Source organism: Nocardioides sp. J54 (assembly GCF_000519005.1).
In the GTDB taxonomy this organism is placed as follows: Bacteria; Actinomycetota; Actinomycetes; order Propionibacteriales; family Nocardioidaceae; genus Nocardioides.
Map to the genome: position 1 here is coordinate 117,737 of NZ_JAER01000005.1, position 25,383 is coordinate 143,119.

Consider the following 25,383-nt stretch of genomic DNA (forward strand, 5'->3'; position numbering starts at 1 on the left):
GATGCGCGCGCTCAGCTGTCCCACCCAGTCGTACGACTGGGGCTCCACCCACGCCATCCCCGGTTTCCAGCGCCAGGACGCCGACGGCAGCCGGGTCGCCGAGGTCTGGATCGGCACCCACCCGCTCGGGACCGCGCGCGTGGTCCAGCCCTCCGGGGACGAGCAGCCGCTGACCGAGGTCGCCGGCGAGCTGGACTTCATGCTGAAGGTGCTCGCTGCCGAGCGGCCGCTCTCCATCCAGGTGCACCCCGACGCCGCTCGCGCCGCCGCCGGGTTCGCCGCCGAGGAGGACGCGGGCATCCCGCTCGACTCCCCCGCGCGCGTCTTCAAGGACCCGCACCCGAAGCCCGAGATGGTCTACGCGCTCAGCACCTTCGACACCCTCGTGGGCCTGCGCCGCACCTCGGAGATCATGCGGGTGCTGCAGGCCCTCGAGCACCCGCTCGCCGACCAGCTGATGTCCAGCCTCACGGTGCACTCGGGGTTCAACGGGATCATCCGGCTCATCGAGGGCCTGCTCGCCGAGCCGCCCGCGCCCGACACCGTGGGCGAGGTCGTCACCGCCTGCGAGAAGGCGCTGGACGCCGGCCGCGACGTGCGCCGCGCCTTCGAGACCGCCGTCGAGATCGCCGAGCACTGCCCCGGCGACGTCGGCGTGATCATCTCGCTGCTGCTGAACCGGCTCACCCTGCAGCCCGGCGAGGCGGCGTACCTCGCCACCGGCATCATCCATGCGCACCTCAAGGGCCTGTGCCTCGAGGTCATGGTCTCCTCCGACAACGTGCTGCGCGCCGGCCTGACCACCAAGCACATCGACGCCCAGGGCCTCGTGCAGTGCCTGGAGGAGGGCACCTCCCGCGCCGCCCGCGTCGAGCCGCGCGTCTTCAACTACTCCACCGACGTGTTCGCCCCCTGCGACGACTTCGCCCTGTCGGTCACGCAGAGCTCCCCCGCCGACCCCGCCGGCGTCGTGCTCCCCGCCTCCGGCACCCGCCTGCTCGTGTGCACCGGCGGCGAGGTGGCCCTGGTCAACCGCCGCGACGAGGTGCTCCGCCTGCACCGCGGCGACGTCGCCTTCGCCGACGAGAGCGACGGCGAGCTCCGCGTCGGCGGCACCGGCGAGATCGCCCAGGCCTTCGTCCCCGGCACCGACGAGCGCGGCCAGCTCTTCGACCTGCTGTAGGTCTGGCGCGAGCGCGTCGCCTGTCGACGACCGCGCACGGGCACTCGCTCCGCTTCGGCCCGCGCTTGTCGCCGACGCGCCTCCGGCGCGGGCGCCGCGCTGCCGCGCGCGCCGTTGCCCCCGGTACATGGCTGAGACCGCCTGGCGGCAAGCCTGACCACGCCCGCGGCGCGAGCGCGTCGCTCCACCCCCGGTGGTTGAGGTGCGACGAGCGCCAGCGAGGAGCCTCGAAACCTCCGGGCCGGCCAGGCGGACTGTCCCGGTCACAGCCCGGTGCACCGGTGCCGCAGGTTTCGAGGCTCGGCGCTAGCGCGCCTCACGCCTCAACCAGCGGGCGCAGGGCCGGCGTACGCGCGACCGAGCCGGCCCAGAGCCGCACGGAGCGAGGGACGAGCGACCGGAGGCGCAGGGAGGCGAGGTCGCGCGTGCCGGCGGTCTTGCCGCCAGGCCAAGCCAGCCCTGCACCGGAGGCAACCGCGGCGCGGCAGCGCGGCGCGAGGAACGAGCGACGCACTCGCGCCATCCAGCTCGTTGAGGTGCGAGGCCGCCCGCGGCCGAGCCTCGAAACCACCGGGCCTGCAAGACGGGCTGTAGTGGGCACAGTCCGTGCACCGGTGCCGCAGGTTTCGAGGCTCGGCGCTGGCGCGCCTCACACCTCAACCAGCGGCAGACCCAGCGGGCCCGACAGGCGGGCTGTGCCGGGGACAGTCCGGTGCGCCGCCGTCAGCGGTGCGCAGCGGCGTGACCGTCAGCGTCGGCGCAGGCCGGCGAGGGCGGGGCGCACGTCGGCGAGGTAGACGAGCGCGGCGACGAGCAGTGCGAGGTTGACCAGCGTCAGCGGGACGGGGACCACGTGCAGCAGGACGCCGACGCCGAGGATCGCGCACCAGGTCGTCTTGTTGAGCTTGTCGGCCGCGTGGTACGCCTCGTTGGAGTAGAGCAGCGCGCTGACGAGCGCGAAGACCTTCACGACGAGGACGACGAAGGCGACGATCACGAAGACCCAGCCCTCGATCGCCCAGCCGAGCTCGAGGCCCTCGGGCAGCCGGGGAAGAAAGACGTCCTGCATGGTGACTCGATCCTACGGGGTGGCGGGGCGTCGTACCGCCCCGAGAACGACCACGACCCCGGGGGAGTCCCCGGGGTCGTGATGCTGTGCGGTGCTCGCTCAGCTGGCGGGCGTGGCCTCGGTGGCCGGAGCCGACGCGGCGGGCGCCTTCTTGGCCGGAGCCTTCTTCGCGGGCGCCTTCTTCGCGGCAGCCTTCCTGGCCGGCGCCTTCTTCGCGGCAGCCTTCTTGGCCGGAGCCTTCTTGGCGGCAGCCTTCTTCGCCGGGGCGGCCTCGGCCTTCTCGGCGGGCGCCTTGGCGGCCGGGGCCTTCTTGGCCGGGGCGGCCGGCTTCGGGGCCTCACCCGAGCGCAGCTTCACGACGACGCCCTCACCGCGCTTGGCGAGGTCGGCGTACAGCGCGGTCGCGACGGCGACGTTCTCGTCGTAGGCGCCCTTGACGTTGCTCTGCACCTTGGCCGGGAGGGCCTTGGCGTCGGCCTGCAGCTCGGCGATCTTCGCCTCGGCCTTGCCCTGGAGGGACTTCGGCTGCGGCAGCTCGAACGCCTTCACGGAGCTCTGCACGCCGGCGACGCGGGTGGTGACGTCCTTCTGGACCTCGGCGACGCGGGCGGTGACCTTGGCCTGGACCTCGGCGACGTAGGCGACGACCTTCTCCACGGCGAGGTCGGTGGCACCGACGCCGGCGTAGATCGGCTTCGCGGCGGCCGGGGGGAGCTCCGGCAGGTCGATCGCCTTCAGGTCGATCGAGGGGACGTCGATCTTCGGGAGGTCGAGCTTGGGGAGGTCAAGCTTGGGCATTGAGTTCATCCTTCGTTGGTGGTGGTGCTGCCGGGATCGTTCTCGGTCGGGATCGGAGCGCTGTCGGCGTCGTCGGCGTCCGGCTCGTCCTCGGGCTCCCCCGCCTCGGCGGCGTTGAGGGCGAGGAACGAGGCGTAAACGTCGAGGAGCGACTGCTTCTGCCGCTCGGTCAGGCCGGTGTCGCCGAGGATGGCGAGCTCGACCGAACCACCGACGCCGTCGTCCGGGCTGAGGATCCCTGCCCGGATGTAGAGCTGCTCCGCGGAGATCCGGAGGGCCTTCGCGATCTGCTGGAGGACCTCGGCGGACGGCTTGCGGAGGCCGCGCTCGATCTGGCTGAGATACGGGTTGGAAACACCTGCCTGGTCGGCGAGCTGCCTCAACGAGAGGCGGGCCGACACCCGCTGCTCCTTGAGGTAGTCACCGAGCGACCCGACGGTCTTCCCGACCTTTCCCTTGGCCATACGACCCATGGTGCTAGCAAGAGTTAGCACTTTGCAAGCAGGCGGTCCGTGAACTCGTTCACACGAGCTACCGGCACCTCGACCCGGTCCGGTGCAAGGTCCCGACTATCAGTCTTCAAATGGGATCAACTCACTCGACTCTGTACGATCACGTCCGTGTCGAGTCCCTCCGTCCCCCAGCACTGCCCGACCCCGCGGGAGCTCGACGACCTGGAGCTGCTGACCTCCGGCGCAGCCGGCCCCATCGTCGGCTTCAACGAGCCGGGCAGCCCGATCACCCTCGACCTGCCCGAGGACCTCGAGACCCACCTCGACGAGGGCCACCCGGTCGAGCTCGTCGACCCCGAGGGCCTTCCCCTCGCCCGCGTCTCCCGGACCCTGCGCGGCCTCAGCGTCGAGCCGCTGACCCACGCGCAGTTCGGCGCGTTCCGCTCCCTGTACCTCCCCCCGGAGGAGGCCCGTGAGCGGTACGCCGGACGCACCGTCGTCCCGGTGACCGACCTCGTCACCGACACCCAGCTCGAGCAGCTGCGCGGGCTCGGCCCGGTCCTGCTCGCCGCCCTCGTCGGCGTCGGGACGCCGGCGGTCGGCCCGGTCGGCCTGCTCCGGGCCACCGTGCGGGTCGCAGCGATGCTCGACGCAGCGGTCGTCGCGATCCCGCTGACCGACCACGGGTCCGACGCCGACGCCTCGCTGCGGCAGTCGGTGCTGTCCTGGTACGCCGGCGCCGACGACGTCGTCGAGCTCGAGCCCGGCGGCCGGACGCTGCCGGAGCTGGCCGACATCGAGGCGCAGGAGCGTCCCGCACCCGCCGACCAGGGCCTCGTGCTCTTCTTCACCGGCCTGTCCGGCAGCGGCAAGTCGACCCTCGCCCGCGCGCTGATGGACCGCGTGCTCGAGCAGGGCACCCGGACCATCACCAGCCTCGACGGTGACGTCGTGCGCCGGAACCTCTCCGCGGGCCTGACCTTCTCGAAGGCCGACCGCGAGACCAACATCCGCCGGATCGGCTGGGTGGCCGCGGAGATCGCCCGGCACCGAGGGGTCGCGATCTGCAGCCCGATCGCGCCGTTCGACGAGACCCGGCAGCAGGTGCGGGCGATGGTCGAGCAGGCGGGCGGGCGGTTCTTCCTCGTCCACGTCGCCACGCCGCTGGAGGAGTGCGAGCGCCGCGACCGCAAGGGCCTGTACGCCAAGGCCCGCCGTGGCGAGATCCCCGAGTTCACCGGCATCTCCTCCCCCTACGAGGAGCCCGAGGACGCCGACGTCCGGGTCGACACGACCGGCCGCTCCATCGACGACGCGCTCGACGACGTGCTCGCCGCCCTCGCGTCCGAGGGGATCATGGACCTGCGTGGGCCGCGGGCCACGCCGGAGCCGCCCGCGGAGCGCAACCGGGCCTCCCGGACGGTCACCCAGAGCAGCAGCTCCCCCGCCCGCCCGGGCGGAACCGGCGGCCCGCTGCGCGTGCTCTTCGTGTGCACCGCCAACATCTGCCGCTCGCCGTACATGGAGCTGCGGGCGCGGGCGATGACCCAGGGACGTCCCGACGTCGAGTTCTCCAGCGCGGGGACCCACGGGTTCCGCTCTCACCACGTCGACGCGACCATGGCGGTCGTGCTCGCCGACCGCGGCATCGACGCCGACGTCGCCGAGACCTTCGCCAGCCGCCGGCTGACCCGCGAGATGATCAACGACGCCGACCTCGTGCTCACCGCCGAGGCCTCGCACCGCGCGTTCGTCCTCGAGGAGGTGCCGGGCGCCTTCCGCAAGGTCTTCACCCTCGGGCAGTTCGCGGAGACCATCGAGCGCGTCGACCCGTCCCTGACGGGCGCCGCGCTGGTCACCGCCGCCGGGCACCGCCGGGCCGGTGCCGTCGACGCGCACGACGTGCGCGACCCCTACCGACGTGGCCGGGCGGCCGCGGAGGCATCCGCCGACCAGATCGACGCCCTGCTCGCGGCCGTGCTGCCGCGGCTGGCCACTCCCGAGACAGGCACGCCATGACCGAGTGGATCACCCTCACCGCGCTCTCGATCGCAGCCGCGGGCTTCTTCGTCGGCATCGTGGTCGGCCTGACCGGCATGGGCGGTGGCGCCCTGATGACGCCTGCGCTGATCTTCCTCGGCGTCGGCCACACCTCGGCGATTGTGACCGCGGACCTCACCGCTGCCGCGATCTACAAGACAGGTGGCGCGATCACGCACGCCCGCGAGGGCTCCCCCAACCTGCGCCTGGCCGGGTGGTTGATCGCGGGATCGGTCCCCATGGCGTTCATCGGCCCCTACCTGGTCGACGCGCTGACCGACGACCCCGCCGACCTCGAGAAGACGCTCAAGCTCTGCATCGGCATCGCCCTGCTGTTCGCCGCGTCGACGTACGCACTGCGCCTCTACATCAACCTCGGCCGCGTCCGCAGCGGGGCGGTCATGCCGGACGACAACCCGCCGATCCGGCCGGTCCCGACCCTGCTCGTCGGCATGCTCGGCGGCCTACTGGTCGGCATCACCAGCGTCGGTTCGGGCTCGGTCATCATGATCGCGCTGCTGATGCTCTACCCCGGCCTGTCGGCCGTCCGCCTCGTCGGCACGGACCTGGTCCAGGCGGTGCCGCTGGTGCTGAGCGCGGCGATCGCGAACATCGCCATCCACGGCCTCGACTGGGAACTGCTGGTCCCGCTCGTGATCGGCTCCGTGCCGGGCACCCTGATCGGCTCCCGGATCGCGCCGCGCGTGCCGCAGTCGGTCATCCGTCGCGGCATCGTGATCGTGCTGACGATGTCGGGGGTGGCCCTGCTCTTCAAGGCGGGCCTGCACCCGTTCGGCGAAGGGCACGAGACCCTGGAGGCGGTCCTGGTCGCCCTCATCGGCGTCGCGATGCTGCTGCTGGTCCCGCTGGTGTGGGGCGTGCTCCGCAAGCGGCACGGGCTGCCGATGTTCGGGGCACCGACGGTCAGCGAGATCGAGTCCCTCGGGGCGGGCCGGAGCGGTCACCGGGCGCCGACGACGGGCGACCGGGACGCCGGGACCTCCTAGGCGCGCACGCGGGCCCGCTGCTCGAGCCGGAAGGGCTCGTCGCTGGCCGCGGCCCGCCCGAGCGCCAGGGTCAGGGCCGTGGCGCCGGCGACCCACAGGGCGCCGAGGGTGAGCAGTGTCTCCATGGATCCACGGTAGGCAGCGGGTCCGAGGCAACCAACCATCACAATGGTTCAAATCCCTGGGACGTTCGTCCCGGGGCGCAGGTGCGCCCTCGGCGCAGTCGGACGAGGCGGGTGGTCTAGTCCCGGCCGTAGATGTCGCGGGTGTAGACCTTCGCCGCGACGTCCGCCAGGGCCTCGGTGCGCCGGTTGGCGATGATGACGTCGGAGCGCTTCTTGAACTCTCCGAGGTCGCGGACCACCTCGGAGTTGAAGAAGGCGTCCCCCTCCAGCTCCGGCTCGTAGACGATGACCTCGACGCCCTTGGCCTTGATCCGCTTCATCACGCCCTGCACCGAGGACATCCGGAAGTTGTCCGAGCCCTGCTTCATGGTGAGCCGGTAGACGCCGACCACCCGGGGGCGGCGGGCGAGGATGTCGGCGGCGATGAAGTCCTTGCGCGTGGTGTTGGCGTCCACGATCGCGCTGATCAGGTTCTGCGGGACGTGGCGGTAGTTGGCCTGGAGCTGCTTGGTGTCCTTGGGCAGGCAGTAGCCGCCGTACCCGAAGGACGGGTTGTTGTAGTGCGCACCGATGCGGGGGTCGAGCCCGACGCCCTCGATGATCTGCCTGGAGTCGAGGCCGTGGATCGAGGCGTAGGTGTCGAGCTCGTTGAAGTAGGCCACGCGCAGGGCGAGGTAGGTGTTGGAGAAGAGCTTGATCGCCTCGGCCTCGGTGGCGCCGGTGAAGAGCACCGGGACGTCGTCGTCGAGGGCACCGTGGAGCATCAGCTTCGCGAACTGGTGGCCGGCCTCGCTGTCGGAGCCCACCACGATGCGCGACGGGTACAGGTTGTCGTGCAGCGCCCGGCCCTCGCGCAGGAACTCCGGACTGAAGATGATCGACGCGCCGAGGTGGCGCTCGCACAGCCGGGACGTGAAGCCGACCGGCACGGTCGACTTGATGATGATCGTCGCCGCCGGGTTCGCCGCGATCGCGTCGGCCGCGACCGCCTCGACCGTGGAGGTGTCGAAGTAGTTGGTGACCGGGTCGTAGTCGGTCGGCGTCGCGATCACGACGAAGGAGGCGTCGCGATAGGCCTCCTCCTTGTCGAGGGTCGCGGTGAGCGACAGCTCGCGCTCGGCGAGGTACTCCTGCAGCTCGGGGTCGATGATCGGCGACTCGCGCCGGTTGACCATCGCGACCCGCTCGGCGTCGACGTCGAGCGCCCAGACGTCGTGGTGCTGGGCGAGGATGACGGCGTTGGACATGCCGACGTAGCCGGTGCCGACGACGGTGATCTTCACGGCGTCACCACCGGGCAGGGGCGCTGGGAGGTCCTCACACCGGGCTCAACGTCGCGGCCGCCGTCACGTCACGTCAGGTCCCCACGCAGGTCACTCCCATACCGACGCGATCGGCAGTCCCCACAGCCGTGGTCCGTAGCGGTGCCCCGCCGTCGCGGTGTTGAGGACGACGCCGCCCCGGAAGCGGGCGCCGGCGCGGCGCGCCAGGGCCTCGAGCCGGGCGAACTGGTGCGGCCGCAGGCTGCCGGCCGTGAGTACCTCGAGGGCGTAGAGGGTGTTGTCGGGCAGCTCGACCACGATGGCGACCTCGAGGCCGTTGCGCTCGCGCAGGTGGCTGACCCGGTGCTCGACGACGCTGGTGGCCTGCTGGCGCAGCAGCTCGGCGGCCACCATGCCCCGCAGCAGCGGTGCCAGCTGGCGGCGCCGGGAGAAGGCGAGGAGGTCCGTCGGCCCCAGACCGGCGAGGTGGCGGGCCAGGGCCGGGTCCTCGAACACCACCTGCGGACGCCCGATCGCCCGACGCGCGGCTGGGGACCGGCACCCGGGGATCAGGCGCACGACGCCGAGCGCGACCAGCACGTCGACGTACGGCCCGACGGTGGTGGGCGGGATCCCGGCCTCCGCGCCGATCCGCGCCTTGTTCAGCTCCGCCGCCGGGGGCCGGGCCAGGGCCGTGAGCACGGCGCGCACCCTCTCAGGGTCGGTACGACGCACCGCCCGGGCCTGCCGCGCGATCCGCCGCAGCTCGTCGTCGGTGACCTCCCGCGCCAGCGCGCCGACGTACTCCGGCACCTCCCAGGTGGTGCGGACCTCCGCGGGCACGGTGGCCCGCGAGCCCAGTCGGGCGACGAAGTCAGCGGCCACGCCCGCACTCTAGGACGACTTCCGCACGAAACTCGTCGATTTGTCTATCGGCCCCGTGGCGATGCCGGGGTGACAGGCCGTGCATGGCACCATGCAGAGCATGTCCCAGACCCACAGCGACTACCGGCTCAGCCAGCTGGACCAGCTGGAAGCCGAGTCGATCCACATCTTCCGGGAGGTGGCCGCCGAGTTCGAGAAGCCCGTGCTGATGTTCTCGGGCGGCAAGGACTCCATCGTCATGATGCGCCTGGCGGAGAAGGCGTTCTACCCGGCGCGGATCCCGTTCCCGGTCCTCCAGGTCGACACCGGCTACGACTTCCCCGAGGTCCTCCAGACCCGCGACAACTGGGTCGACCGCCTCGGCGTGAAGCTCATCGTCGCCAGCGTCGAGCAGGCGATCGCCGACGGCATCGTCGTCGACGACGGCAAGACCTCGCGCAACCGCCTCCAGATCGGCACCCTGCTCAACGCCATCGAGGAGAACGGCTTCACCGCCGCCTTCGGTGGCGGTCGCCGCGACGAGGAGAAGGCACGCGCCAAGGAGCGCGTCTACTCCCACCGCGACGAGTTCGGCCAGTGGGACCCGAAGAACCAGCGTCCCGAGCTCTGGAACCTCTACAACGGCCGCCTGCACGAGGGCGAGCACATGCGGATCTTCCCGATCTCGAACTGGACCGAGCTGGACATCTGGGACTACATCGGCCGCGAGGGCATCGAGATCCCCAGCATCTACTTCTCCCACCAGCGCCGCGTCTTCCAGCGCGACGGGATGCTGCTCACCGAGAGCGAGCACAATCCGCTGCGCGACGGCGAGGTCGCTGAGGAGCGGACGGTGCGCTTTCGCACGGTCGGCGACCTGACCCTCACCGGTTGCGTGGAGAGCACCGCCAGCACCATCCAGGAGATCATCGAGGAGGTCGCCGTGGCCCGCGTGACCGAGCGCGGCGCCACCCGTGGTGACGACCGGTTCTCGGAAGCAGCCATGGAGGACCGCAAGAAGGAGGGCTACTTCTGATGGCCGGAACCAACATGGACCTCCTGCGCTTCGCGACGGCAGGCTCGGTCGACGACGGCAAGTCCACCCTCATCGGGCGGCTGCTGCTCGACTCGAAGTCGATCTTCGAGGACCAGCTCGAGGCGGTCGAGGCGACCAGCGAGGCCAAGGGGTACGACTACACCGACCTCGCGCTGCTGACCGACGGCCTGCGCTCCGAGCGCGAGCAGGGCATCACGATCGACGTGGCGTACCGCTACTTCGCGACCCCGAACCGCAAGTTCATCATCGCCGACACCCCCGGGCACGTGCAGTACACCCGGAACATGGTCACCGGCGCCTCCACCGCCGACCTCGGCCTGGTGCTCGTCGACGCCCGCCAGGGCCTCACCGAGCAGTCCCGCCGGCACGCGGTGATCCTGTCGCTGCTCCGCGTCCCGCACCTGGTGCTGGCCGTGAACAAGATGGACCTCGTCGACTACTCGCAGGAGGTCTACGACCGGATCTACGCCGAGTTCACGCAGTTCGCGACGAAGCTCAACGTCCCCGACCTCGAGGTCATCCCGATCTCGGCGCTCAAGGGCGACAACGTGGTGACCCGCTCGGAGCACATGTCGTGGTACTCCGGTCCCACGCTCATGCACCACCTCGAGCACGTCCACGTCGCCTCGGACCGCGACCTGATCGACGCGCGGTTCCCGGTGCAGTACGTCATCCGGCCGAAGTCGGACGAGTTCCACGACTACCGCGGCTACGCGGGCCAGGTCGCGGGCGGCGTCCTCAAGCCGGGCGACGAGGTCGTCGTCCTGCCCTCGGGCATGACGTCGAAGATCTCGCGGATCGACCTGTTCGACAAGGAGATCTCCGAGGCGTTCCCGCCGATGAGCGTGACGATCCACCTCGAGGACGACGTCGACGTCTCCCGCGGCGACACCATCGCGCGCATCAAGAACGCGCCGACGCCGACGCAGGACATCGACGCGATGATCTGCTGGATGACCACCACCCCGCTGCAGCCGCGGCAGAAGCTGGCCATCAAGCACACCACCCGCACGGGCCGCGCCCTGGTGAAGGACATCCAGTACCGCCTGGACGTCAACACCCTGCACCGCGACCAGGAGACCCGCGAGCTCGGCGTCAACGAGATCGGGCGCGTCACGCTGCGCACCACGGTGCCGCTGCTGGCCGACCCGTACTCGAAGAACCGCACCACCGGCTCGTTCATCCTGATCGACGAGGCGACCGGCGTCACCGTCGGTGCCGGCATGATCAACGGCTGACCCAGGCCAGCCTGCAGCCAACCGGACGGCGTCCACCCGCGAGGGTGGGCGCCGTTCGTCGTTCCTGCACCGCAAGCCCAGAACGCCGAAAGTACGGCGATCTGGCCCCCTCTTTCGTACGTGAGGAAGGCGACGGACCTGGCTCGAAGTTCTCCTGCGCGGCCGTTCCCTGCCGAATAGCGTTTTCGATGCACGCGATCTCGAAGGGCTTCGTGGGGAGGCACAGCGCGTGCGCATTCGGGTAGGGAACAAGCTTGTCGTCATTCACGCGCGACCAATTGCAGGTCGGAGCGCCGACACCACGTGCACGGCACCTCGTGCTGCTGCCAGCGAGCCTGCTGGTGCTCGACATCGCAGTGCTCGGGGCCACCGGCCTGCTCGCCCTCCTCGGGCGTGAGCAGCTCGAGGTCTTCGACTCGTCCAGCGGCGTCCGCAGGCACCTGCCCCTCATCGGGGCGCAGATCATCGCCGCCTGGATCGGCGTCATCGCCCTGCTCGGCGGCTACCGCCGCGACCTCCTCGGTGCCGGCCCTGACGAGTTCAAGCGGGTCTTCAACGCCAGCATGATCACCGCCAGCGCGACAGGCGTGGCCTGCTACCTGGCGAAGTACGACCTCTCCCGTGGCTTCTTCCTGCTCGCGTTCGTCATCGGCCCGGTCCTGCTGCTGTGCGGCCGCCTCCTGGCCCGCCAGTCCCTCAAGCGCGCACGGCGCCGTGGCCACCTCCAGCGTCGCGTCCTGCTCGCCGGCACCGTCGACCGCGTCGACGAGCTCAGCGGCGTGCTGAGCCGCGAGAACTGGCTCGGCTACAGCGTCGTCGGCGCCGTCACCGACATCCAGCCCAGCGACGGCGAGACCCCCGGCGGCGTGCCCGTCCTCGGCTGCACCACCGACCTCGTCGAGATCGCCGCCGAGACCGGCGTCGAGCTCACCGTCCTCACCGGCGGCGTTGCCCCCTCCAGCCAGCACATGAAGGAGCTGGTCTGGTCGCTCGAGCAGCACAAGACCAATGTGGTCATCGCTCCGGCCCTCGCCGACATCTCCGAGGAGCGGTTGCAGGTCCGCCCGGTAGGCGGGGTCCCGCTCATCCACGTCGACCACCCGCGCTGGGAGCGCGCGATCCGCTGGCGCAAGCGCGCCTTCGACGTCGCCGGCTCCGCGTCGCTGATCGCGCTCCTCTCCCCCGTCTTCCTGTTCGCCGCGCTCCGGATCAAGCTCCACGACGGCGGTCCGGTCCTCTACCGCCACTCCCGCATCGGTCGCGACGGCCAGCCGTTCGACTGCCTCAAGTTCCGCACGATGGTCGTCGACGCCGACGCCAAGGTGGACGCACTGCGCCAGCAGGTGGGCCAGAACGCCCTGCTGTTCAAGGTGAAGGACGACCCGCGCATCACGAAGCCGGGCAAGTGGCTGCGCCGTTACTCGATCGACGAGCTGCCCCAGTTCTTCAACGTCCTGCGCGGCGACATGAGCCTGGTCGGCCCCCGCCCCCAGGTGCAGCGCGAGGTCGACGAGTACCAGGGCGGCATGGTCCGCCGCCTCCTCGTCCGCCCCGGCATCACCGGCCTGTGGCAGGTCTCCGGCCGCAGCAACCTCAGCGCCGAAGAAGCCATGCGCCTCGACCTCTACTACGTCGACAACTGGTCGATGCTCCAGGACCTCGCGATCCTCACGCGGACCGTGAGGGCTGTCGTCGGCTCCGACGGCGCCTACTAGTCCCGCACTGCCACCACCGGCGCCGCCGTCCCGACCGGGCCGGTCACGACACCCGCGGGTACGCAAACGGCTGGCACCAGGAACGCAGGTCACGTACCCGCGTCCGACTCACACGTTCAACCGGTCCCGAAGATAGGCGACAGTGCGAGCGCACGACCTGTCGTCGTCGTGCAGGTGCCAACGTTCCCGCGCCTGCACCCTCTCCGCTCGACACCAATCCGGATCATCAACGAATCGACCTAACGCAGACAGGACCTCGCTCCAGTCACTGCACCGCGGCCCCGGGGTGACTTCCTCGTAGCGAAAGTACATCGGCCGATCGCACCCCAGGTAGGAGTCGAGGTCGAAGGGCGCGAAGACGATCGGCCTGCCCGTGAGCAGGAAGTCCACATAAATGGATGAGTAGTCGGTGATCAGGATGTCGACGTCGCGAAGGAAGTCATGCACGTCCGTCGACGACTCATCGCTGCGCACGTTCTGCAGGCCATCGGGAAGTCGTCCCCGATCAACTGGATGAGGTCGGACTATCAGCTCGATCCCCAGCTCTCCCAGGGCACCATCGAGCCCATCGGCAAGCGCCTCGGAGAGGGATGTCGTCGGCGAGAACGAGCTCCTGTCCCTGAAGGTGGGGAGGTAGGCGACGCGCGTGATCGAACCTGTGCGCCCCTCCGTCGAACCCAGTAGCGCGTCGTTCCTCGGATATCCGTCAGTTCTCACCGCATCGCGATCGACGCCGAATGCCGATGCCATCAGCTCGGCGTGTTCGTCCCCGAGACTGGCAACGCCCAGGTCCATCCGCCACGCGGAGTGTGGAAGCAACCGGTGCAGAATGCCCTTCAGCCGAGCACGCCGATTCTCGTGCGGATTGTCCAGCCTGATTCTCTTCAACGGAAAGCCGTGCCAGAGATTGAGCACGTGCCGGGGTTGCAGGTACGGGTTGAGGTCGCGTTCAGAGTTGGACACGATCCCGCATCCGGCCCGCAGGGACCACAGCAGACCGCGTATCGACCATGGATGGGCTGCCAGCCCCCCACTGGCAACGGCCGCCTCCCTGACATCGCGTCGCGCGCTGAACCAGACGGGCGTCACTTCCGGGCAATGCCGGACGACGTGCTCGAAGAGGTGGCGGGAATTGTCAGCATACTTCTCCCCGAACCAGGCGCCGAAGATCCACAGCGACCGGTCGACCGGGACGAGAGGTCGCAGGAGGACAAGGGGCAGCGTTGCCACCAGGAGGATCAATCGCCGAAGCTCAGCCAAGGTGGACACCTCCCTCCCGGACAGACGCGGCCCCTGAAGCAGAGGACGAGGCGAGCTTCCGCCAGATCGCGAGGCGAGTCACGAGCAGCAACACCTCAACGAGCAGAACTCCCACGACGACGAGCTCCGCACTTGCGTGGCCCGAGACGTACAGGCCACACAACCATGCCGCCTGAAGCAGTCCGGCGCCGATGACGGTGCGATTCGCGACATCAAGGCGACCCAGCGCCCCGAAGAGGGGATATCCGATGAGCGCAGAGCACGACGAGATCGGCAGTGCGGCAAGGTAGAGAACTGCCACCTCGTGGATGGAGTCCGGTGGAACGCCGTAGACAAGTCTGATGAGGAAGTCGCCGAAGACCAGCATGATAACCGGCGCAGCCGACGTGAGGACTGCCGTCGCCAGCAGCATGCGACGCAGGAGGGCGAAGTCCTTCAGGCGGAGCATGTGGGGATAGATGGCCTGCACCACAGCGCCGATCGCAGTCTGTCCGACGAGGTAGAGCTGTTGCGCCACTCCGAGGTCGCCCGCCTCGCGAGGCCCTGCAACCAGCCCCAGGAAGACGACGCCTCCGGCCGTGTAACTGGCGACAGCGACACGCGACAAGAAGAACTCCAGGGAACGCCTCGCCAGGCCGACGACCAGCCCGACATCAGGCTGCTGGTAGCGATACCCCACCCTGCGCATCGCAACGAGACCGCAGATGGCTCCGAGCACGTTCGCAGCCCCGAACCAGACGACAACAAGGGTTGGGTTGGTGCCGCTGTGGACAAAGGCCATCACGGCGATCACGTAGAGCAGGCGCGTGACCACGACGTAAGTCGTGATCCAGCCCATGCGCTCCATGGCCTGGAAGTACCAGGTGGGCTGGATCGAGAGCCCGACGATCCCGAGGATGATGGCAAGCCACAGATCAGCGCGATCTCCAGCGGCGGACATTGAGAGGGCGACCGCCACTGTCGACACACCGATGGCCATGACTGCTCGAACGGTGAGGACAGCGGTCACGAGCCGGTCAGCAGAACGGTCCTTCTCCAGCGTGGCGACTACTTCAGCTGGAGCCAGCATGCTAAGCCCGAAGTCAGTGATCACCACTGCGGCCTGGATCAACGCGAGGCCGGTAGCCACGATCCCATAGCCCGATATCCCCAGGGTGCGAGTGAGGTAAGGGACCACGAGCAAAGGTGCGGCGTAGTTCACCAGCTGCAACGCGACCATGAACAGGACATTGCGTCGCAACCTGCTCCGACTCATCGCCCGGTCCTCGTCATCGGCGGCCGGGCTGTCGCGTCGTCGTCAGGTTGCGGTGGTCGGTGAAGTCTGTGGTTGCACGCCCAGGACACCGCTATTCCAGCGATCAACCAGTAGAGGTACGGGTACTGGGTGATGGGAGCAACCGTGGCGATGGTGATCGTCTGCGAGACGAGTGCGATCGTCGCGGCGCTCGGTCGTCGTACAAGCGCGAGCCCGGACCACAGGAGGAACAGGAGGAAGAGACCGAGAACGATCCAGCCGAACTGCAGGGCCCACAGGAGCGGCGTGCTGTCAAGCGTGACGATCTTCCCACCAGGGTAGCCCGCGGCGAGCCAGGCGAACCGACCGAGCGAGTCATGGGTGTAGATGTCGGCGGCCAGACCGAAGGCCCGGATGTCCCCCAGCACTGTGAGATAGCCCGATCGATAGGCACTACTGCTCGCAAGCTCGCCGCGCGAGCCAATGGCGTCGAAGTACACAGGAAGAGTCACGGCAGCGAGGAGCCCCACCACACCGAGGACCATGACGCGACCGAAAGAGACCCCCGACGCCCGGCGCTCGAGGACGATCGCTAGCACGAGTGCGATCCCGCCGGCCAGGATCGCATTCCGGCTGAATGAGACACAGATCCCGGCCATCATCACTGCGATCATCCCAGCGCGTACGAATCCGTTGCGCCTGCTCATCACCGCGAAGGGCACGCAGATCGCGACGAAGTTGCCGTACGCGATCGAATGACCGAATCCGAGCTCCGAGCGAGGAAACCCTGCGCGATACTGGATCGGACTCCAGATGCGATCCGGACCGGTTCCGAGGGTCAGCCCCTGGAAGGGGTGGAAGTCGAGGAGGAACTCGATCAACCCCAGAGCTGCGACACAGGTTCCGGCCACAGCAAGGGTCTCCGTGACTGACGCCCGGTACTCAGGGCTCCCCAGTCGCCGCCCCAGGAGGAACGGAACCAGGATCACTGTTACAGCGGCGACGACGTGCTCGCCCAGGGACAGTCCGAGGAGCCACAACAAGAGCAGGACAGCGACCATCGCCATCACGACCAGGTCCGGGAACGCGAGTCGGCGCTCACCAGACCGCCGCAGCATCACCAGGCATCCGACTCCAGCAATGACTGCGACTGGGAGGAACCGCCCTCCGATCGACGCTCCTATCCAGTAGGGGACAGCGACGAGAGCTAAGAGGTAGAGACCGAGCCCACGACTTGGCTTCCGCGCGATGTCGTGCACGACAAGCGGAGCAACGACGAGCACGCAGGCGACTGCGACAAGGAGCACGCTAGTCCGCCCACGAGACTTCGTTGATCACCGCGTCGAGCGCAGCCGAGATCACACCAGATTCGTAGTTTGCTCTCGCCCACGCCTGACCGGACCTGGCAACGTGAGCCGCCGCCACAGGGTCGCTGAGAACCCGTTCCACGGCCGAAACCCATTCCTCGGGTGTGTCGGCGGTCAAGCAGTGCACGCCATCGACAACTCCGGCTTGGTCTGCTGCTAGCCGACTCGCAACGACTGGCGCACCGATGTACAGCGCCTCGATCAGCTTCATCTGTACCCCTGTCGCCAGGGTCACGGGAACGATCGCGACGGCGCAGCGCCGGTAGAACTCAGCAACTGAGGGAACTCGGCCCGTCACCGCAATGCCCTGGCTGGAAAGCGCCCTGATCGACCGCACCGGATCCGCACCGACGACCGACCACGTCATCTCGGGGCGGCGTCGCGCCAGGTCGGGCCAGACTTTGTTGGCGAACCACTCCACCGCCTCGACATTGGCGGAGTAGCTCATCCGCCCGACGAAGATCATCTCGTCACGGTGGTCGCTCTGCCGGTCGCCGACCTCCGGCATCTGGTGGGGGCTCCGAACCAGCCGGGCGCGTTCGTCTCCCGGCACCACGTCCACCGGAGACGACACCAGGTACCTATCCACCCGCTCGATGATTTGGGCTTCAGCGCGCCGCATCCGGGGAGCTTCGATCCGGCCGACCACCCGCGACAAGGGAGAGGCGGATCGCTCGGCAACCTGTGCGTAGTACGCACTTCGGAACTCGTCGAGGTCGACGATCGTCCTGGTCGCTGCCACCACATCCACGAGCTGCGCACTACGGATGACGTTCAGGTACGCGAGGTCGAAGCTCTGAGCCTCACCGATTCCGACGAGGAGCCGCCGCAGGGCTCTCGAACCCACGAAGGCCTGCTGGAGGCTGCGTCCCGTGACCAAGGCAGCACCAGCTCTGGCAATTCCCCGCCATTTCGACTGGCGCACGACGCGTACCGTGGCGCCTGGCAGGTCGGATGCCTTCTCCTCCTCGGCTGCCGACCACGCCACGACGACAACGTGCACTTCGTGGTGATCCGCGAGGTGCTGGAGCAGACCGAGGCTTCTGGGGCGCTCCGCCTGCGGAACCCAGGGAGCGACGAACAAGATCTTCAACTTCGCGCAACTCTTCCTACGACGCTTGCCAAGGACGCTTGGAACCGCGCACCGCGAATGATGAAGTAGGTGGTCAGCCCGCGCCAGTACTGCTCGCTCTTCGCCGTCGAGGTCGACGTGCTCTCGTAGTGAAGGGCGGAAGCCTGACGGGCGAGCACAACTCGATATCCAGCGGCGCGGATGCGTTCACACAGGTCGACATCCTCGAAGTAGAGGAAGAATCGCTCGTCGAAACCTGCCACAGATCGATACACGGCGGTCGGCAGGAGAACACAGAAGGCTGACACCCAGTCGAGGTCGAGCTCAGCTCCGCCCGAGACACTAGCGATGAGACCTCGCTGGCCCGTCACCCGCTCGAACACCCGGACTGCTGTGCGCCTGACTCGGGGGGGCAGACGTTCGTCGATGCGGGTCGCTGCTGCCAGCTCCTTGAGCATCGACGGTCGGGGTCCACCTGCGTACCCGTACGTTCCGTCGGGATACATCATGCGGGGCGCGACAATCCCTATGTCGGGCGCATCGGCGAGAACATCTCGCAAGACCCCCACGGTGTCCGGGTTGACGAGACAGTCCGGGTTCACCAAGAGGACGTACTCGGACTCCACCTCGGCGACAGCTCTGTTGTTACCGGCGCCGAACCCATGGTTGGCGCCGTCCGACAGGACTTCGACGCTACCGCTGTCCATTAGTGCGCGGAGAGCGTAGGACTCCGCCTTGATGGTCGAGTTGTCCCAGATGATCGCCCGAGGGACGTGGGCCGCAGACAGGGCTTCGACGCACTGCTTGGTCAATTCAGCGTTGTTGAAGCTGACTATGACAGCGGTGACGTCCTCGGCGCCCGCTCTCGTCCTGCTCATCCGGCGGTGCCCGGCTGGTCGGACAGTGCGGCGGACTCCGACGAAGCCCCAGGGCTATAGCCGTAACCGTAGCCGTAGCCATAGCCGTACGACTTGCCCTTGACCGGCACCTTGTTGAGAACGAGGCCGGCGACGTGGGCGTCCACCTGCTCGAGGCGGTCGATCGAGAGGCGGACCTGGTCGCGGGTGACGCGGGCGTGGCTGAGCACGACGATCGCGCCGTCGGACTTGGCGGCGAGGAGCGCCGAGTCGGTAACGGGGAGCAGGGGCGGGGCGTCGAGGATGACGACGTCGTAGTCCGCACGTGCCTGGGCGAGGAAGTCGTCCATCGCGCGCGACTGGATGAGCTCGGCCGGGTTGGGCGGCACGGAGCCGGCGGCGACGAACTCGAGGCCGGACTCCTCGTGCTGCTGGGTGACGTCGGCGAGGTCGGCCTTGCCGACCAGGACGGTCGTGACGCCGACGGCCTCGTCGAGGCCGAGGCGCTTGGCGGCCATGGGGCGGCGCAGGTCGGCCTCGACCAGCAGGGTGCGGGCGCCGCCCTGGGCCAGGCTGATGGCGAGGTTCAGCGCGGTGGACGTCTTGCCCTCGCCGGGCACGGCCGAGGTGACGACGAAGACCTTGTGCTCGCTGTCGACGTCGACGAACTGCAGGTTCGTGCGCAGCACGCGGAAGGACTCCGCGCGCGGCGAGTGCGACGAGAGCTGGGTCAGCAACGGGGTCTTCTCGGTAGCCGAGTCGAACACGATCGTGCCCAGCGCGGGGGCGTCGGTGATCTCCGCGACGTCCTCCGACGACTTGATCCGGGTGTCGAGCAGCTCGCGCAGGACGGCGAGGCCGAGGCCGACGAGCAGGCCGAGCACGACACCGAGACCCACGTTGCGCTTGGGCTGCGGGGAGACGGCGGAGTCGGAGTACGACGCGTTGTCGACGATGGTCGCCTTGATCGGCGCGCTGGTGGCGCCCGCCTGGGTCTCGAGCTCGCGCACGAGGTCACTGAGCTGCTCGGCGTACGACTGCGCGATCAGCTGGGCGCGGCTGGCGTCGGTGTCGGTGACGGTGATCTCGAGGTTGACGGTGTCGAGGACCGCACGGGCCTCCACCTTCTCCGCCATCTCCTCGGGCTTGGCGTCGATCTCCGTGTCGCTGATGACCCGCTTGGCGAGCTCACGGCTGGTGATGAGGTCGGCGTAGGACTTCACGCGCTGCGCGGAGAACTGGCTCCCCTGCAGCAGCTGCGCCTGGTCGATCTGCGACGTCGTCACGAAGAGACGCGCGGTCGACGCGTACTGCGGCGTCTGCAGTGCCGTCACCCCGGCCGCCGCGGCTGCGGCGAGCACGACGACGACCAGGATCGAGATCCATCGTCGCCGGACGATCCGGATGTAGTCATGCAGCTCCACAGCTGCTCCTCCCCCTTGTTGCTCCCTCGAACACGCGGACGCTCCTAGTCCGCGCGCCGGCAGGCTGTCGCCAGCACTTCCCGGCTGTTGCGCTTCTCGATCGTCGGAGTGACGGCCACGACGGCGTCGCCGGTCTGGCCCGCGCCACTCTTCATCGTCCAGGCCAGGTCGACGGTCTGCCCCGGGTCCAGCTGGACGTAGGTCATCCCCACGGGGCGCCCGTCCTGGTCCGCGCGGATCAGGTCCATCGGTTCACCGTTGAACTCGAGCTGGCCCACGGTACCTCCGACCGGTCCGAAGATCCGCACCGTCACGACCTGGCTGCCGGGGTCGACGCCGTAGGTGCCGCCGCCGGTGATGTACGCCGGCAGGTCGGCCGCGTCGGCCGGCGCCGTCGAGCGCAGCCGGGCCTTCGTGCTGAACGACTGCACGCCGTCCACGCAGGAGACCGGGACCACGTCGACGTCGTAGCGCAGGTAGTAGGACATCTTCGCGCCGGTGGTGTCGTTCAGGGTGACCTCGACCTGCGGGCTGGTGACGCCGGCATCGGTCACCATCTCGCCCGCGATCGCGGTGCCGTCGAGCGCGGTCCGGACGTCGTCGTCGTAGGACGTCACGAACACCCGGCGCTCGTCCACGCCGCGGGCGAGGGCCCGCAGCATCGCCGTGGGGTCGCCCACCCCTCGCGTGAACCGGGCGAAGGTCTCCCCGGCCACCTCCGCGAAGAAGGCGTCCTGGGCGGCCGGCTCGGGCAGGCGGACGTAGGACTCGTGGAGCAGCTCGTCCACGAGGTTGTCACCGGTCAGCTCGACGCCGTCCACGGTGATCGGGCCGGTGGCCTCCAGCAGGTAGGAGATCGCGACCGCGTCGACCATGACGACGCCGTCGACGGGACGCGCCGGGTACTCCTGGTGCCAGCGGGCGACCATCAGGTCCGCGGCGCGGGGCACGTCCGGCGTCATGTTGGCGTCGACGAAGTAGCGGCCGAGGTAGTCGTCGTAGAGCTCGACCTCGGCGTCGGTGAGCGGCAGCACCGACGTCGGTGTCCGGCCGAGCGCGCTGCCCGCCACGTGGTGGGTGAGCGCGATCCGGCCGTCCTCCGCCTCGAGGTAGGACACGGCGCCGGGCAGGCCGCCCGTGGCGCGCACCTCGGCGTTGTTCTGGAAGACCAGCAGGTGCCGTCGCTTGCCCTCGTCGCCGAGCATGGTCGGCAGGACGTCGGTGGCGATCCGGGCGGAGCGCAGGCCGCTGGCCGCGGAGTCGACGCGACGCCGGAAGTCGGTGAAGCGCGTGTGCAGGCGGCCGACGTAGCCGCTGGGGTCGACGTCCTGCAGGCGCTCGTCGGCGCGGGCGAAGGCGGCCGCGGCCTGGCTGACGGGACCGGAGAGCTCGTCGATCACGGCGAGGTCGGCGCCACCGTCGCGGGGCAGCAGCTCGTCGACGCGCTCGGAGACCGTGACGAGGGGCTCGATGCCGTCGGCGGCGAGGTCGTCGAGGACGTCGCTGACCAGCTCGATGCCGGCGGCGTCGTCGCCGAACCACGGCACCTTGGTCAGCACGGCCCAGGTCGGTCCCGACGTGCGGTCGGCGGCGGCGCTGCTCGCGTCGCGCAGGGCGTCGAGCTCGTCGCGCAGCGCCTCGGGGTCGCGCGCCTCGACGGCCGCCTGGACCGCCTCTGCGTGGCGTACGGCGTCGTCCAGGTCGCCCTGCACCTGCCACGCGGTGTACGCGCACCACGCTCCGGCCAGCACCACGACCCCACCGACCGCCGCGAGGACCCAACGGTTCCTCGAGCTCACCCCAACCCCCCAAGAAATGGCACTACACACCAACAGACGACGACGTGGGCGGGCGCGGACGCGCCCTGCTGCCACGTGTCGGAACGTGACTGAGGACCCCGGGCGGGCCCGGGGTCCTCAGCCGCGAATCACGATCGGGTCGAGAACGACCCGAACTGCACGACTGGCGTCGTCAGCGAACGACGGCGCGGTGGTTGAACGAGCGGGTGACGAACTTGCCCTTGCCCGTGAACTTGACCGAGCAGTTGTAGACGCCCTTGCGCGCGATCTTCGGGGCCGGGACGACACCGTTCTTCACGGCGCCCGAGGCCTTGAAGACCTTCTTGCCGTTCAGCGAGACGCAGCGGACCTGGCCCCAGCCGACCGGGCGCGCGTTGCCGCTCTTGGCCTTGACCCGGATGGAGGGCTTGGCGTTCTTCTTGATGGTGCTCTTCGCCTTCACCTGGACGACCTTGACGTCCGGCACGTACGCCTCGGCGGCTCCCACCCCGAGTCCGAAGGTCACCATGGCGGCCGCGATGAGGCCGACAACGATCTGCTTCATGTGAGTTTGACTCTCCCCAACGTTTGTATTGGTGCCTGCCGCACCTCTGTCCGGTGCGACTTCGGGACAGTCAACACGAGCTCCGCCGGACGGTCCGGAGGTTGGCAGATCATGAGCGATAGGTCACAGGCGGGACCCTCGAAGGTAGGTAGAAACCCCCGTAGAACCGGGACTTTGGGCCCCGGAAGGAATGTCCGACCGGTCAGCGCGAGGGCCGGAAGTGCAAGCCGACCTCGGGGTCGACCACGACCTCCTGGGCGGCCGGCAGGCCGTCGACGACCAGCGGGGCCGCGACGTCGGTGTTGCGCTTGAGCACGGCGAGCGCGATCGGCCCGAGCTCGTGGTGGCGGGCCGAGGAACCCACGAAGCCGACCGCGCGACCGCCGCCGGCCGGGAGCACCTCCGCACCGGCCGTCGGGAGCCGGTTCTCGGAGCCGTCGAGGTGGAGCAGGGTGAGCCGGCGCGGCGGCCGGCCGAGGTTGTGCACCCGGGCGACCGTCTCCTGCCCGCGGTAGCAGCCCTTGTCCATGTGCACCGCGGCCCAGCCCGGCGCCTGCTCCGCGTCCAGCCAGCCGACCTCGTTGGGGATGGTGCGCGCGTCGGTGTCGATGCCGAAGCGGGGCTCGCCGCGGGCGATGCGCAGCGCCTCGAAGGCCCACAGCCCGGCTGCGGGACCGGCCGCCTCGGCGTACGCCGTCAGCCGCTCGCGCGGCACGAGGTCGTAGCGACCGGGTCGCCACGCCACCGCGGTCTCGGCGGTGACGTCGGCGACCTCGACGCGCATCATGAAGATCATCCGCTCGAGGAACCCGATGAGCGCGGCGGCCCGGCCCGGCTCGGTGTGCGCGGTGAACGCCTCGCCGTCGTCGACGCCGGTGAACGCGTGCTCGACGTGGCCCTGCGGGCTCAGCACGAGTGCGGAGACCCAGCGGCCGGGCTCGAGGCCCTCGAAGTACTGGGTCGTCAGCGAGTGCAGCCAAGTCAGCCGATCGGGACCGGTGACGCGCAGGACGTCGCGGTGCGAGAGGTCGACGAACCCCTCGCCGGCCTCGAGGGCGCGCTGCTCGCCGAAGAGGCTGCCGTAGTGGGCAGCCACCGGGGCGTCGACCCCGTCGCCGGCGACCGCCCCCGGGAGGGCGAGGAGCGGGCTGGGCTGGGCGTTCTCGGTCATGTCAGGTCCCGGTAGTGCTCGAGGAGGCGGGTCAGGGTGGTCAGCGCTCCCTGCATCTCCTCGATGTGGACGGGGTCCAGGGTGCGGAGCATCTCCTTGATCTCCGTGCTCGACACCCCCGAGGTGCGAGGCAGGTAGCGCACTTCACAAACGTCGGAGAGGTCGTCGAACTTCCCGGTCCAGTCGTCGCCCATGACGAAGAGGTCGACACCGTGCTCCACGATGTCGGACCGCTTCTGGTCCCAGGACCGTTCGGGCAGGACCAGGTCGACGCCCTTGATCGACTCGACGATGGCCGCGCGGTCGTCGTACGACACCACCGACTTCTTGCCCTTGCCGGCGTTGAACTCGTCGGTGGAGACCCCGACGATCAGCCGGTCCCCCATCGCGGCCAGGCGCTGGATGAGCCGCAGGTGGCCGATGTGGAACAGGTCGAAGGTCCCGTAGGTCAGCACGGTCGTCATGACGACCCTCCTTGGCAGTCGGCGCATTGGCCGAAGACGGTCAGGTGCCCCAGGTCCGGCTCGAAGCCCCGGGCCCGGAGGGTCTCGACGAGCGGGTCCGCCTCCGCGGTGTCGATCGAGGTGATGCTGTGGCAGCCCCGGCAGACGAGGTGGAAGTGCTCGTGGCCCCGCACGGAGTGGTACGTCGGGGCGCGGTCCGAGAAGTGGGCGTGGCGCACCAGCCCGAGCTCCTCCAGCACCTCCAGGGTGCGGTAGACGGTGGAGGCGTTGACGGTGCTCGCGGTCTCCTGGACCTTCGCCAGGACCTCGTCGGGCGTGGCGTGGCCGAGCTCGTCGACGGCGGCGAGGATCAGCTCACGCTGGGGCGTGAGCCGGTAGCCGCGGTCCCGGAGCGCGGCTCGCCAGTCGACGGTGTCGGATCGGTCAGGCACGCCTCAGCCTCGCCCACAGGTGCGGTTGAAGCGGCTGGCCCATCGCGGCCATGTCGAAGGCGTAGAGCAGGTCGCCCTCCACGTTGCCGTAGAGGCGCTTGCCGGCGGCGTACTCCTTCGCGGTCTCGGTGCGGGCCACGGCGTCGGTCGTCCACTCGAACTTGCCGTCGGCGGCCTCGCCGTGCCAGATCTCCGCCATGCCCGTGTTGTGGGTCAGCAGGATCTCGAACTTGCCGTCACCGACGGCGCGGATGAAGCCGGTCTCGATGGCGGCGTCGCGGACCTTCTCGCCCTTGTCGTCGATGATCCAGGCGCGCGCCATGTAGTGGAAGAACGGCCGGCCGTCGTGGGTGAAGATCAGCTCCTGGCCGAACTGGAACGACTCGATCGTCGGGTAGTCGCCGTGGCCGTTGCCCCGCCAGGTGCCGAGCATCCAGGCGATGGGACCGCAGTCGGGGTGCAGGTTGTCGGGGAGTTCGAAGGCCACGACGCGCCATTCTAGGCTGCTTCCCATGGCGCGCTCACTCGTCGTGAAGGTCACCTGCGGCACCGACGCGCCCGAGCGGTGCAACCAGGGGTTCACCGTGGCCGCCACGGCGGCCGCCTCCGGGGTGCCCGTGTCGCTCTGGCTGACCGGCGAGGCGGCGTGGCTCGCCGTGCCCGGCCGGGCCGCCGAGCTCGACCTGCCGCTGGCCACTCCCCTGCCCGACCTGCTGGACACCGTGCTCGCCTCCGGCACGGTCACCGTGTGCGGCCAGTGCGCCGCCCGCCGCTCGCTGGACGTCGACGACCTCGTCCCCGGCGCCCGGATCGCCGGGGCGCCGGTCTTCGTCGAGGAGGCGTTGGCCGAGGGGGCCCAGGCGCTCGTCTACTGAGCGCGCCCCTGGGCGAGCGGCGGCCGTCGGTCGAAATCTTTGGACGCCTCACGAAAATTTACGGGACCGACCTCC

The 25,383-nt window shown here is 69.4% G+C and carries 25 protein-coding genes; 7 read left to right on the forward strand and 18 right to left on the reverse strand.

Translation table 11 applies throughout. The features are described from left to right. The first annotated feature begins 1 nt into the window (after position 1). A complete protein-coding gene (gene manA, locus NOCJ54_RS23975) occupies positions 2-1,183 on the forward strand; it encodes a mannose-6-phosphate isomerase, class I (RefSeq protein ID WP_051485493.1) in 1,182 nt (393 codons plus the stop codon). Positions 1,184-1,931: 748 nt separating this feature from the next. Here the strand turns inward: manA and NOCJ54_RS0105340 are convergent. The 3 genes from NOCJ54_RS0105340 to NOCJ54_RS23985 all read right to left on the reverse strand — a co-directional run bounded on the left by NOCJ54_RS0105340 (position 1,932) and on the right by NOCJ54_RS23985 (position 3,514). Next, positions 1,932-2,252 (reverse strand): DUF2516 family protein, encoded by a 321-nt coding sequence (locus tag NOCJ54_RS0105340; protein WP_051485494.1) that lies wholly within the window; start codon positions 2,250-2,252, stop codon positions 1,932-1,934. Positions 2,253-2,351: 99 nt separating this feature from the next. Continuing rightward, complete coding sequence (locus NOCJ54_RS29785; RefSeq protein ID WP_198020117.1) at positions 2,352-3,050, reverse strand: hypothetical protein; 699 nt, start codon at positions 3,048-3,050, stop codon at positions 2,352-2,354. A 5-nt stretch (positions 3,051-3,055) separates the two neighbouring features. Continuing rightward, positions 3,056-3,514, reverse strand: a complete 459-nt coding sequence (locus NOCJ54_RS23985) for a helix-turn-helix domain-containing protein (protein WP_036516940.1) — start codon at positions 3,512-3,514, stop codon at positions 3,056-3,058. Positions 3,515-3,670: 156 nt separating this feature from the next. Here NOCJ54_RS23985 and cysC point away from each other — a divergent pair, with 156 nt between their 5' ends. Both cysC and NOCJ54_RS23995 read left to right on the forward strand, forming a co-directional pair. Continuing rightward, positions 3,671-5,521, forward strand: coding sequence for an adenylyl-sulfate kinase (gene cysC / locus NOCJ54_RS23990; RefSeq protein WP_036516942.1), 1,851 nt, complete (start codon positions 3,671-3,673; stop codon positions 5,519-5,521). Then, positions 5,518-6,549: a sulfite exporter TauE/SafE family protein gene (locus tag NOCJ54_RS23995; RefSeq protein WP_051485495.1), complete on the forward strand. Its 1,032-nt coding sequence runs from the start codon at positions 5,518-5,520 to the stop codon at positions 6,547-6,549. The genes cysC and NOCJ54_RS23995 overlap by 4 nt, the downstream gene beginning before the upstream one ends. Here the strand turns inward: NOCJ54_RS23995 and NOCJ54_RS30465 are convergent. The 3 genes from NOCJ54_RS30465 to NOCJ54_RS0105375 form a co-directional block, all read right to left on the reverse strand. Next, positions 6,546-6,674: a hypothetical protein gene (locus tag NOCJ54_RS30465; protein WP_261376750.1), complete on the reverse strand. Its 129-nt coding sequence runs from the start codon at positions 6,672-6,674 to the stop codon at positions 6,546-6,548. The two genes, NOCJ54_RS23995 and NOCJ54_RS30465, sit on opposite strands and share 4 nt — an antisense overlap. Positions 6,675-6,790: 116 nt before the next feature. After that, on the reverse strand, positions 6,791-7,957 hold the full coding sequence (locus NOCJ54_RS0105370) for a nucleotide sugar dehydrogenase (protein ID WP_028654673.1): 1,167 nt from the start codon (positions 7,955-7,957) through the stop codon (positions 6,791-6,793). 90 nt (positions 7,958-8,047) lie between these two features. Further along, positions 8,048-8,821: a DUF4143 domain-containing protein gene (locus NOCJ54_RS0105375; protein ID WP_028654674.1), complete on the reverse strand. Its 774-nt coding sequence runs from the start codon at positions 8,819-8,821 to the stop codon at positions 8,048-8,050. A gap of 100 nt (positions 8,822-8,921) precedes the next feature. Between NOCJ54_RS0105375 and cysD the strand changes: the two genes are divergently transcribed. From cysD to NOCJ54_RS0105390, 3 genes are all read left to right on the forward strand, one after another. Beyond that, complete coding sequence (cysD, locus tag NOCJ54_RS0105380) at positions 8,922-9,836, forward strand: sulfate adenylyltransferase subunit CysD (RefSeq protein WP_028654675.1); 915 nt, start codon at positions 8,922-8,924, stop codon at positions 9,834-9,836. After that, complete coding sequence (locus tag NOCJ54_RS0105385; protein WP_036516944.1) at positions 9,836-11,095, forward strand: sulfate adenylyltransferase subunit 1; 1,260 nt, start codon at positions 9,836-9,838, stop codon at positions 11,093-11,095. The genes cysD and NOCJ54_RS0105385 overlap by 1 nt, the downstream gene beginning before the upstream one ends. A gap of 341 nt (positions 11,096-11,436) precedes the next feature. After that, positions 11,437-12,810: a sugar transferase gene (locus tag NOCJ54_RS0105390; RefSeq protein WP_198020119.1), complete on the forward strand. Its 1,374-nt coding sequence runs from the start codon at positions 11,437-11,439 to the stop codon at positions 12,808-12,810. Between the two features lie 108 nt (positions 12,811-12,918). Here NOCJ54_RS0105390 and NOCJ54_RS0105395 read toward each other — a convergent pair whose 3' ends face one another. The 12 genes from NOCJ54_RS0105395 to NOCJ54_RS0105450 all read right to left on the reverse strand — a co-directional run bounded on the left by NOCJ54_RS0105395 (position 12,919) and on the right by NOCJ54_RS0105450 (position 24,920). After that, positions 12,919-14,070 (reverse strand): CDP-glycerol glycerophosphotransferase family protein, encoded by a 1,152-nt coding sequence (locus NOCJ54_RS0105395; RefSeq protein ID WP_198020121.1) that lies wholly within the window; start codon positions 14,068-14,070, stop codon positions 12,919-12,921. Next, positions 14,063-15,325, reverse strand: coding sequence for an oligosaccharide flippase family protein (locus NOCJ54_RS0105400; RefSeq protein WP_028654679.1), 1,263 nt, complete (start codon positions 15,323-15,325; stop codon positions 14,063-14,065). The genes NOCJ54_RS0105395 and NOCJ54_RS0105400 overlap by 8 nt, the downstream gene beginning before the upstream one ends. Further along, a complete protein-coding gene (locus tag NOCJ54_RS0105405) occupies positions 15,322-16,611 on the reverse strand; it encodes a hypothetical protein (RefSeq protein WP_036516947.1) in 1,290 nt (429 codons plus the stop codon). The genes NOCJ54_RS0105400 and NOCJ54_RS0105405 overlap by 4 nt, the downstream gene beginning before the upstream one ends. A gap of 1 nt (position 16,612) precedes the next feature. After that, on the reverse strand, positions 16,613-17,764 hold the full coding sequence (locus NOCJ54_RS0105410; protein WP_028654681.1) for a glycosyltransferase family 4 protein: 1,152 nt from the start codon (positions 17,762-17,764) through the stop codon (positions 16,613-16,615). Further along, positions 17,761-18,621 carry a glycosyltransferase family 2 protein gene (locus NOCJ54_RS0105415; RefSeq protein WP_028654682.1) on the reverse strand — a complete coding sequence of 287 codons (861 nt, stop codon included), beginning with the start codon at positions 18,619-18,621 and terminating at the stop codon, positions 17,761-17,763. The genes NOCJ54_RS0105410 and NOCJ54_RS0105415 overlap by 4 nt, the downstream gene beginning before the upstream one ends. Then, entirely contained in the window at positions 18,618-20,024 is a 1,407-nt protein-coding gene (locus NOCJ54_RS24000) for a polysaccharide biosynthesis tyrosine autokinase (RefSeq protein ID WP_051485496.1), read from the reverse strand. The genes NOCJ54_RS0105415 and NOCJ54_RS24000 overlap by 4 nt, the downstream gene beginning before the upstream one ends. A 44-nt stretch (positions 20,025-20,068) precedes the next feature. Further along, positions 20,069-21,823: a DUF4012 domain-containing protein gene (locus NOCJ54_RS0105425; RefSeq protein WP_157514796.1), complete on the reverse strand. Its 1,755-nt coding sequence runs from the start codon at positions 21,821-21,823 to the stop codon at positions 20,069-20,071. A 172-nt stretch (positions 21,824-21,995) separates the two neighbouring features. Further along, positions 21,996-22,367 (reverse strand): hypothetical protein, encoded by a 372-nt coding sequence (locus tag NOCJ54_RS0105430; RefSeq protein WP_028654684.1) that lies wholly within the window; start codon positions 22,365-22,367, stop codon positions 21,996-21,998. Between the two features lie 202 nt (positions 22,368-22,569). Beyond that, on the reverse strand, positions 22,570-23,538 hold the full coding sequence (ygfZ, locus tag NOCJ54_RS0105435; protein ID WP_028654685.1) for a CAF17-like 4Fe-4S cluster assembly/insertion protein YgfZ: 969 nt from the start codon (positions 23,536-23,538) through the stop codon (positions 22,570-22,572). Continuing rightward, positions 23,535-24,002: a glycerol-3-phosphate cytidylyltransferase gene (gene tagD, locus NOCJ54_RS0105440; protein WP_036516949.1), complete on the reverse strand. Its 468-nt coding sequence runs from the start codon at positions 24,000-24,002 to the stop codon at positions 23,535-23,537. The genes ygfZ and tagD overlap by 4 nt, the downstream gene beginning before the upstream one ends. Then, positions 23,999-24,433, reverse strand: a complete 435-nt coding sequence (locus NOCJ54_RS0105445; protein WP_028654687.1) for a Fur family transcriptional regulator — start codon at positions 24,431-24,433, stop codon at positions 23,999-24,001. The genes tagD and NOCJ54_RS0105445 overlap by 4 nt, the downstream gene beginning before the upstream one ends. After that, positions 24,426-24,920 (reverse strand): FABP family protein, encoded by a 495-nt coding sequence (locus NOCJ54_RS0105450; RefSeq protein WP_028654688.1) that lies wholly within the window; start codon positions 24,918-24,920, stop codon positions 24,426-24,428. The genes NOCJ54_RS0105445 and NOCJ54_RS0105450 overlap by 8 nt, the downstream gene beginning before the upstream one ends. Before the next feature lie 25 nt (positions 24,921-24,945). On the opposite strand from NOCJ54_RS0105450, the gene NOCJ54_RS0105455 reads away from it, so the two are divergent. Continuing rightward, a complete protein-coding gene (locus NOCJ54_RS0105455; RefSeq protein ID WP_028654689.1) occupies positions 24,946-25,308 on the forward strand; it encodes a DsrE family protein in 363 nt (120 codons plus the stop codon). Positions 25,309-25,383: the final 75 nt, after the last annotated feature.

Coding starts and splice junctions, on each gene's coding strand:
- cysD (WP_028654675.1), top strand. CDS start 8,922: ATGTCCCAGACCCACAGCGACTACCGGCTCAGCCAGCTGGACCAGCTG.
- NOCJ54_RS23985 (WP_036516940.1), bottom strand. CDS start 3,514: ATGGCCAAGGGAAAGGTCGGGAAGACCGTCGGGTCGCTCGGTGACTAC.
- NOCJ54_RS0105430 (WP_028654684.1), bottom strand. CDS start 22,367: ATGAAGCAGATCGTTGTCGGCCTCATCGCGGCCGCCATGGTGACCTTC.
- NOCJ54_RS0105455 (WP_028654689.1), top strand. CDS start 24,946: ATGGCGCGCTCACTCGTCGTGAAGGTCACCTGCGGCACCGACGCGCCC.
- tagD (WP_036516949.1), bottom strand. CDS start 24,002: ATGACGACCGTGCTGACCTACGGGACCTTCGACCTGTTCCACATCGGC.
- ygfZ (WP_028654685.1), bottom strand. CDS start 23,538: ATGACCGAGAACGCCCAGCCCAGCCCGCTCCTCGCCCTCCCGGGGGCG.
- NOCJ54_RS0105385 (WP_036516944.1), top strand. CDS start 9,836: ATGGCCGGAACCAACATGGACCTCCTGCGCTTCGCGACGGCAGGCTCG.
- NOCJ54_RS0105415 (WP_028654682.1), bottom strand. CDS start 18,621: ATGAGCAGGACGAGAGCGGGCGCCGAGGACGTCACCGCTGTCATAGTC.
- NOCJ54_RS30465 (WP_261376750.1), bottom strand. CDS start 6,674: ATGGAGACACTGCTCACCCTCGGCGCCCTGTGGGTCGCCGGCGCCACG.
- NOCJ54_RS23995 (WP_051485495.1), top strand. CDS start 5,518: ATGACCGAGTGGATCACCCTCACCGCGCTCTCGATCGCAGCCGCGGGC.
- NOCJ54_RS29785 (WP_198020117.1), bottom strand. CDS start 3,050: ATGCCCAAGCTTGACCTCCCCAAGCTCGACCTCCCGAAGATCGACGTC.
- manA (WP_051485493.1), top strand. CDS start 2: ATGCGCGCGCTCAGCTGTCCCACCCAGTCGTACGACTGGGGCTCCACC.
- NOCJ54_RS0105400 (WP_028654679.1), bottom strand. CDS start 15,325: ATGAGTCGGAGCAGGTTGCGACGCAATGTCCTGTTCATGGTCGCGTTG.
- NOCJ54_RS0105340 (WP_051485494.1), bottom strand. CDS start 2,252: ATGCAGGACGTCTTTCTTCCCCGGCTGCCCGAGGGCCTCGAGCTCGGC.